Origin of the sequence: uncultured Corynebacterium sp. (assembly GCF_937999985.1) — a bacterium.
Lineage (GTDB): Bacteria > Actinomycetota > Actinomycetes > Mycobacteriales > Mycobacteriaceae > Corynebacterium.
Genome location: NZ_CALLDG010000048.1, coordinates 1 through 6548, shown reverse-complemented (window position 1 = coordinate 6548; position 6548 = coordinate 1). Strand labels below are relative to the sequence as shown.

7 protein-coding genes and 1 pseudogene are annotated in these 6548 nt (G+C 62.1%); 6 read left to right on the top strand and 2 right to left on the bottom strand.

Going from position 1 to position 6548, the window contains the following annotated elements; translation table 11 throughout:
* The 4 genes and pseudogenes from Q0331_RS02100 to Q0331_RS02085 form a co-directional block, all read left to right on the top strand.
* Positions 1–245: pseudogene (locus tag Q0331_RS02100) on the top strand (sodium-dependent transporter); the annotation flags it as partial.
* Complete coding sequence (gene metS / locus Q0331_RS02095; RefSeq protein WP_035005767.1) at positions 242–421, top strand: methionine/alanine import NSS transporter subunit MetS; 180 nt, start codon at positions 242–244, stop codon at positions 419–421. The pseudogene Q0331_RS02100 and the gene metS, both read left to right, overlap by 4 nt.
* 72 nt (positions 422–493) lie before the next feature.
* Positions 494–2323: an AI-2E family transporter gene (locus Q0331_RS02090; protein ID WP_298074437.1), complete on the top strand. Its 1830-nt coding sequence runs from the start codon at positions 494–496 to the stop codon at positions 2321–2323.
* Positions 2324–2350: 27 nt separating this feature from the next.
* Entirely contained in the window at positions 2351–3316 is a 966-nt protein-coding gene (locus Q0331_RS02085) for a DUF6542 domain-containing protein (RefSeq protein WP_298074435.1), read from the top strand.
* A gap of 89 nt (positions 3317–3405) precedes the next feature.
* Here Q0331_RS02085 and Q0331_RS02080 read toward each other — a convergent pair whose 3' ends face one another.
* Complete coding sequence (locus tag Q0331_RS02080; protein WP_298074438.1) at positions 3406–4392, bottom strand: 4-hydroxy-3-methylbut-2-enyl diphosphate reductase; 987 nt, start codon at positions 4390–4392, stop codon at positions 3406–3408.
* 132 nt (positions 4393–4524) lie between these two features.
* Here Q0331_RS02080 and xseA point away from each other — a divergent pair, with 132 nt between their 5' ends.
* The gene (gene xseA, locus Q0331_RS02075) at positions 4525–5862 is read left to right on the top strand and encodes an exodeoxyribonuclease VII large subunit (protein ID WP_298074433.1); all 1338 of its coding nucleotides are present in this window, start codon (positions 4525–4527) and stop codon (positions 5860–5862) included.
* A 4-nt stretch (positions 5863–5866) separates the two neighbouring features.
* The gene (locus tag Q0331_RS02070) at positions 5867–6157 is read left to right on the top strand and encodes an exodeoxyribonuclease VII small subunit (protein WP_298074431.1); all 291 of its coding nucleotides are present in this window, start codon (positions 5867–5869) and stop codon (positions 6155–6157) included.
* A 21-nt stretch (positions 6158–6178) separates the two neighbouring features.
* Here Q0331_RS02070 and Q0331_RS02065 read toward each other — a convergent pair.
* Positions 6179–6548, bottom strand: a 370-nt coding sequence (locus Q0331_RS02065) for a DUF4245 family protein (protein ID WP_298074429.1), incomplete at its 5' end; no start/stop codon positions are given.

Below are 6548 nucleotides of genomic sequence, written 5' to 3'. Positions count from 1 at the left end.
CCGGGACGATCTTCGCTTACGGCTGGTTGGTGCTCATCATCATCGGCCTGGGCGCGGTGGTATGGAGCTTCGTGCCTTTCCGCGGCACGCTGTTCCTTAATGGTCTGCCGAGTTCGGACTACGGCGTGCCTCCAAAGGGTCGGCCGAGCGGCACTCCGAACCCGCTCGTCAATGGCGCTGCCACCGCCGCTACTTCTGCCACCGGCTCTAACAATGGCCCTAACAATGGAAAGGAACTGTCATGACCGGCCCCGCAATTCTCCTGATGGCCCTGTTCATTATCGTGATCTGGGGTGGGCTCGTTGCAGCGATTCTTATGCTCGCGAAAACGGATGACGCCACCACCGGCGAGCTGGGATCCGCACCCGGCACGGACAACGAGTCTCTACTCCAGGTGAACACATCCTCCGCGGCGCGTTAAGCCGCTGATAAACACGCCCCGGGGTGCGTCATAAACTCCCGTTTTGGACCTGCGTGAGGCAGAATAGGGAGAATGAACTCCCAGAACCCCCACGACAGGTCCTTTCCTCGTAAGGATGGCCGTGATTTTGCAGACTTTATCGCGGGTTCCCATCGAATGGATACGGAAAACATCCCAATACCGGGCGACGATAGAGACGAAGAGCGCCTCGGCCATGGCCAATTCGCTGACGAACCGCAGGCAGCCAAGCACCCAACCGTAAGCCCCGACTCCCCCGAGGCCGAGCTGGTCGAGGACAAGCGAGCAGAAACTGCCCCCACCGTGGAGGAAAAGGGGGACTCCTACGTCCAGGAGCGCAACACCGCCCGCGCCACAACAGGCATGGAGAAGCCACTGGATGAAGATCACGAGCCAGACGGAGAAACGGAAACTGACGATCGTCCTGGGCTTCGCTCGCACGCCGCAAAGGTCAAGAAGAAGGCCAAGAAGCCCGCTAAGAAGTCTCCTATCGATGAGGAGCTAAACCCTGAACTGCGCGACCGCGCGGAGGTCATCGGCACCACCGGTCGCTGGTTTGCGGGCTGGTGCTTGCGCTTTATCATCATCGCCGCGGCGCTATACCTGGGATTCCAAGTTTTCGGCAAGCTCTGGGCCGGCATTCTGCCGGTCTGCCTGTCGGTGATCGTATGTACCGTGCTGTGGCCGGTCGTGCGCCTGCTCCGCAAGTTGAAGATCCCCAACAGCTTGGCTGTGCTAATTTCTATCCTGGGCTTCTTCGCCCTCATCATCGGCACCTTCGCTGCCATCGCACCCAGTGCTGTGGACCAGGGTAAGACGATCGTCAACCAGGCCAGCGACGGCATCGGCCGGATCCAGGACTGGCTGCAAGGACCCCCCGTGAACTTGCAGGAAAGCCAGTTCAACGATGGTGTCCAGCAGATCACTGACTGGCTGCAGAACAAGTCCGGCGACATCGCAACGAGCATTGCCGCCTTCGGCACGGAAACCGCCTCCTTACTGGTCACCCTCTTCGTGATGCTGGTTCTGACGTTCTTCTTCTTGAAGGACGGAGAGAACTTCCTGCCGATGCTGCGCCGTGTGACGGGCCGCCGCGTCGGCTGGCACCTCACTGAGGTTCTGACTCGTTGCTGGAACACCCTGGGCGGCTTCATCCGCACCCAGGCCATCGTGTCCGCCATCGACGCCATCTTCATCGGCCTGGGCCTCGTCCTGCTGAACGTGCCGCTGGCCGGCCCGCTGGCTATCCTGACATTCTTCGGTGGCTTCATTCCCATGGTCGGTGCGTTCGTCGCCGGTGCCCTATCCGTGTTGATCGCACTCGTGGCAGTTGACTTCAACACCGCCGTTTTGGCGCTGCTTCTGGTTATTGCAGTCCAGCAGCTGGAGGGCAACATCCTGCAGCCGGTGCTGCAGTCCCGCGCGATGAACGTCCACCCCGTCATCATCCTGCTGTCCGTCACCCTGGGCTCCACCCTGTTCGGCATCATCGGCGCCTTCCTGGCCGTGCCCTGCGCCGCTATGATCGCTGTCATCCTGCGATACATGGGCGACCTGACGGACCTCGCCACGGGCGAGAAGACCTCCCAGGATATCGAGTTTGCTACTACCGCCGGTTCCCTCACGGGCGAACAGTCGGAGCGTGCCGCCCAACGCTGGCAGGAACTGCGCAAGGCGATGATGTTGAATAGCTCCGACAAGACTGATTCTGCCGATTCCTCCAAGACCACGACCGCCACGGCGGTCAGCGACGATCCTGCGGACGATCCTGCGGAGGCGGCGGCCGACGGAGGCGAAGGGGCGTCACCCCTCAGTGACAAGAGGGCACGGATCCGCGGTAGGGTGCAGTCAATCTATAAGTCCCTCCGTGGCAATAACGAGTAGAGCGAACCAAAGAAGTAGCATTACCCCGTGACCGAAAGCAGCCGACACAGAAGCAACAACCGCTCCGTACACCGTGGCGTACGCAGCCGCGGCATGGCTGAGGTGGCGCATGATGATTCACCGGCGCACTGGTTCCCCGTCTGGGCACCCGCACTGGTGATGCTGGCCATCGTCTTCACCGGCCTAGTGCTCGCCAATGGCGATACCACGATCCCGACCCTTTTCTTCGGACTCTTCGCAGTCGGGATGATTGCCTCTACCATCTTCGTCGAGCCGCGCGGGCTCTTTATCACCGTCGCCTCGTTCCCGCTGTTTTACCTGTTCGGGTCGCTTTTGATTGGCTGGTTCAGTTCCGGAAGGGCGACGATTGCCAGCCGAAAGACGAAGGTCATCACCTCTATCTACCCCGCCATCGAGCACTACCTTTGGCTGCTGATCCCCTTCCTCGTTGCGGTGGGCATCGCGGTTTTCCGCTGGTGGAACTTCCGCGAGTCCCTCACCCGCAAGGCCGCAAAGCTGGAAATGCAGCGCCGTCGTCGCAGCGAATCCGACCGCAGCAACATTGAGACCTACGGTCGCGCACAGGAGCGTTCGCATGCTCGGAGCCACGCACGCAGGAGTGCTCGTTCTTTTGATGACGCCCCCAGCTACGAACCGCGGAAGCGTTCAGAGCGGACGGCACAGCGTGAGCGGGTGGAACGAGCAGAACAGCGGGAGCGCCATCGCAGTAGTGACTCCCGGCGCATAGGCCGCATCCCGCGGGGCGGGGATTCCGTCCCAGCCCCCTATCAGGAAAGCGCCACCAAGGATCTCGATAGGGACGAAGAGTTCCTGCGTTTCGATGATCGCTCTCGCACTGAAACCTCCCGTACCAGTGCCAAGCGGGTAACGCGCAGCTCCTCGGAGCTGCGCGACAATGCCCAGCGCCGCCGGGTCCCCTTCCCGGAGCGACGCATATCCCCCAAGCGCTACCTCGACGACGAGCGCGACTAAACAGACGGGAATCAACAGGGTTAGAGGGGGGTAGGCCCTTGGACTAGCCCTAGGTCTCCCCCCCCTCCCTCAGCGTTTTACATCGCGTTTTACTTCTGGGTGCGCGGCGGACGCAGCTCGCGCGGCAGGGAGAAGATCAGGTCCTCCGTGGCGGTGGTGACTTCCTCCACTTCGCCATAGCCCTTCTCCGCCAGCAGCTCCAGCACACCGCGAACGAGGATCTCCGGGACGGATGCGCCTGAGGTCACGCCGACGTGCGTCACGCCATTCAGCCAAGCGGGATCGACCTGCTCTGCGTAGTCCACCAGGTGGGCATCCTGCGCACCGTGCTGCAGGGCAACCTCCACCAGGCGCTTGGAGTTGGAGGAGTTCTGCGAACCAACCACGATCATGAGCTCCACCTTCGGCGCGATGGCCTTCACCGCGACCTGGCGGTTCTGGGTGGCATAACAAATGTCGTCGGAGGGCGGGTCCTGGATGTGTGGGAACTTCTCACGCAGCAGCTTCACGGTGGTCATCGTTTCGTCCACGCTCAGGGTGGTCTGGGAGAGCCACACAAGCTTGGTATCCTCCGGGAAGTCCAACGCATTCACGTCGTCCTCGCCGTCGACCAGGTGGACAACATCCGGGGCTTCACCCGCGGTGCCCTCGACCTCTTCGTGGCCGTGGTGGCCGATCAGGATGATCTGGTATCCCTGCTTGGCGAAGCGAGTGACCTCGTGGTGAACCTTGGTGACCAGCGGGCACGTGGCGTCAAAAGTCTTCAGCTCGAGCTGGCGTGCCTCCTCGTGCACCGCGGGCGATACACCGTGCGCCGAGAACACCACGTTGGAGCCGCGAGGAACCTCCGAGGTCTCGTCTACGAAGATCACGCCGCGATCCTCGAAGGTCTTCACAACGTGCTTGTTGTGCACGATCTCCTTACGCACGTACAGCGGCGCACCGTGCTTTTCCAAAGCCTTCTCGACGGACTCGACGGCGCGGTCGACTCCGGCGCAATAACCGCGCGGGGCAGCTAGATAAACCTTCTTAGTATCGGCAGTTGCCTCGGTAGTTGGGGTACTCATGTGCCCCATCGTAATGGAAGTACCTGGCAGTGCCCATCCCCTGCCCATCCCCTGCCCAACCACTGCTCAGCCCTCTACCCAACCCCTGCCCAACCACTGCTCAGCCACTGGTGTCCGAGCCGTCATTTAGAATGCTTAACCATGAGTGTTCCAAACTCCCCTGAGGCCCCGTGGGCGGTCGGGCAGCTAAACGACCAGGTGAAGAACTGGATCCAAAGGTTGGGGTTCATCTGGGTAGAAGGCCAGGTCACGCAGGTAAACATGAAGAGTACCTGGCGGTTTTCCTACATCACTCTGCGCGACGTGAACCTGGAAGCTTCGGTCTCCCTGACCGTGGAGACGAGCGCGCTGAAGAACCTGGCCACGCCAGTGAAGGACGGCGACCGCATTGTCGTGCACGGCAAGCCGTCGTTCTATTCCAAGCGCGGCAGCTTTTCCCTCTGGGTCACGGAAATCCGGCAGGTCGGTATCGGCCAGCTACTCGCGCAGATCGAACGGCTGAAGAAGGCCATGTTCGCCGAGGGACTTTTCGATCCCCGCTTGAAGGCTCCCCTGCCCTTCCTGCCCACCACCGTGGGTTTGATTACCGGTCGTGGTTCGGCGGCGGAGCGGGACGTGATGGAGGTGGCCAAGCGCCGCTGGCCCGCAGTGCGCTTTCGGGTGATTAATACAGCCGTCCAAGGCCCGAAGACGGTGCCGCAGGTCGTCGATGCTCTACACGAGCTGGAGCAGGACCCGGCGGTCGACGTAATCATCGTCGCCCGTGGCGGTGGTTCGGTGGAAGACCTCCTACCATTCTCCGAGGAAGCACTGGTCCGCGAAGTATCCCGACTGAGAACCCCAGTGGTTTCGGCCATCGGGCACGAGCCGGACAATCCCCTGCTGGACTACGTGGCCGACGTCCGCGCGGCCACTCCCACAGATGCGGCCAAGACAGTGGTCCCGGATGTGGTTCAGGAGCTGCGAATCATCAGCGAAGCACGCCAGCGCGGCGCCGGGGCCCTGCGTAACTGGGTGGCGCACGAACGTAAGGGGCTGGCGCAGATCCGCACCCGGCCCGTGATGGCGGATCCCAGCCTGCCGGTCACCCGCCAGAAGGACATCATCGCGGAGGCTCTGCAGCGCAAGGACCGCGCGCTCGGCGTGCATGTTCGCTCGCTGCGTTCCTCCATCGAATCGCTGAAAGCACAGGTCAACGCCCTGGGGCCATCCCAGACCCTCGCGCGTGGCTATTCCATCGTGCAAGTCATTCCGCGGGACAAGTCGGGGCCCCAGGTGGTCACCACGGTGGATCAAGTTAATCCCGGTTCGCAGCTGCGCATCCGTGTCCCCGACGGATCCATCGCGGCCGCGGCGATGGGTGTGCAGGCGGCGCCTGGGGGCGTCATGAATAGAAACAGCGACACGACAGACAGTACCGGCAGCACCGGCAGCACAGACAGCACAGACAGCACCGAGAACAGCGCAGGAGAGGCATAAAACGATGGCGGACAACAACACCAACAACGGCACTAACAACACCAACAACGGCGAGCAGCAGAAGTTTCGCCCGCTCGACCAGCTGAGCTACGAGCAGGCACGCGACGAGCTGGTGGAGGTCGTGAAGATCCTCGAGCTCGGGCAGATGAGCCTCGACGAGTCGCTGAACTACTGGGAACGCGGCGAGGAGCTGGCCGCATACTGCGAGGACTACCTCAACGGCGCGTCCAAGCGCATCGAGCAAGCACTGCAGCAGCGAGAGTCACGCAACGCCGAGGCGCAGAACGAGGGCTAGCGTGCGAGCTAGCGCCAGGGTCTAGTTAGCTGTTTCGGCGCTACTGGGCTCGGCAGTCCCTCCCGCAGCATCGGGACTGTCGGAAACGTCGGTGACGTCAATTGGCTGCGTCGCAGCAATCTTCTCCGCGGCAGTGCGAGTCTGCTCGTGGGAGGCCATCGCCTCAATAGCCAGGCGCACATCCCCCAGGTCAGCGACCCACAGCGGTCGGGCATCTTCGCCGGTGAAGACATGCCACTCGACGTCCCCCGTGGTCTCCGTACCAGTCTCTTCCCGCACGGAATCATCAGGCTGAGAAGCAGCCTTAAAGTCAGCTCCGGTTTGGGTCAAGGAAATGTAGTTCTCTCCGTCAATAACCCAACCGACCAGGCTCGACGGTTCGCCGCCGACC

What these genes read in the sequence shown, in the direction of transcription:
- metS (WP_035005767.1), top strand. Translation starts at nt 242, where the DNA reads ATGACCGGCCCCGCAATTCTCCTGATGGCCCTGTTCATTATCGTGATC.
- Q0331_RS02080 (WP_298074438.1), bottom strand. Translation starts at nt 4,392, where the DNA reads ATGGGGCACATGAGTACCCCAACTACCGAGGCAACTGCCGATACTAAG.
- Q0331_RS02070 (WP_298074431.1), top strand. Translation starts at nt 5,867, where the DNA reads ATGGCGGACAACAACACCAACAACGGCACTAACAACACCAACAACGGC.
- xseA (WP_298074433.1), top strand. Translation starts at nt 4,525, where the DNA reads ATGAGTGTTCCAAACTCCCCTGAGGCCCCGTGGGCGGTCGGGCAGCTA.
- Q0331_RS02090 (WP_298074437.1), top strand. Translation starts at nt 494, where the DNA reads ATGAACTCCCAGAACCCCCACGACAGGTCCTTTCCTCGTAAGGATGGC.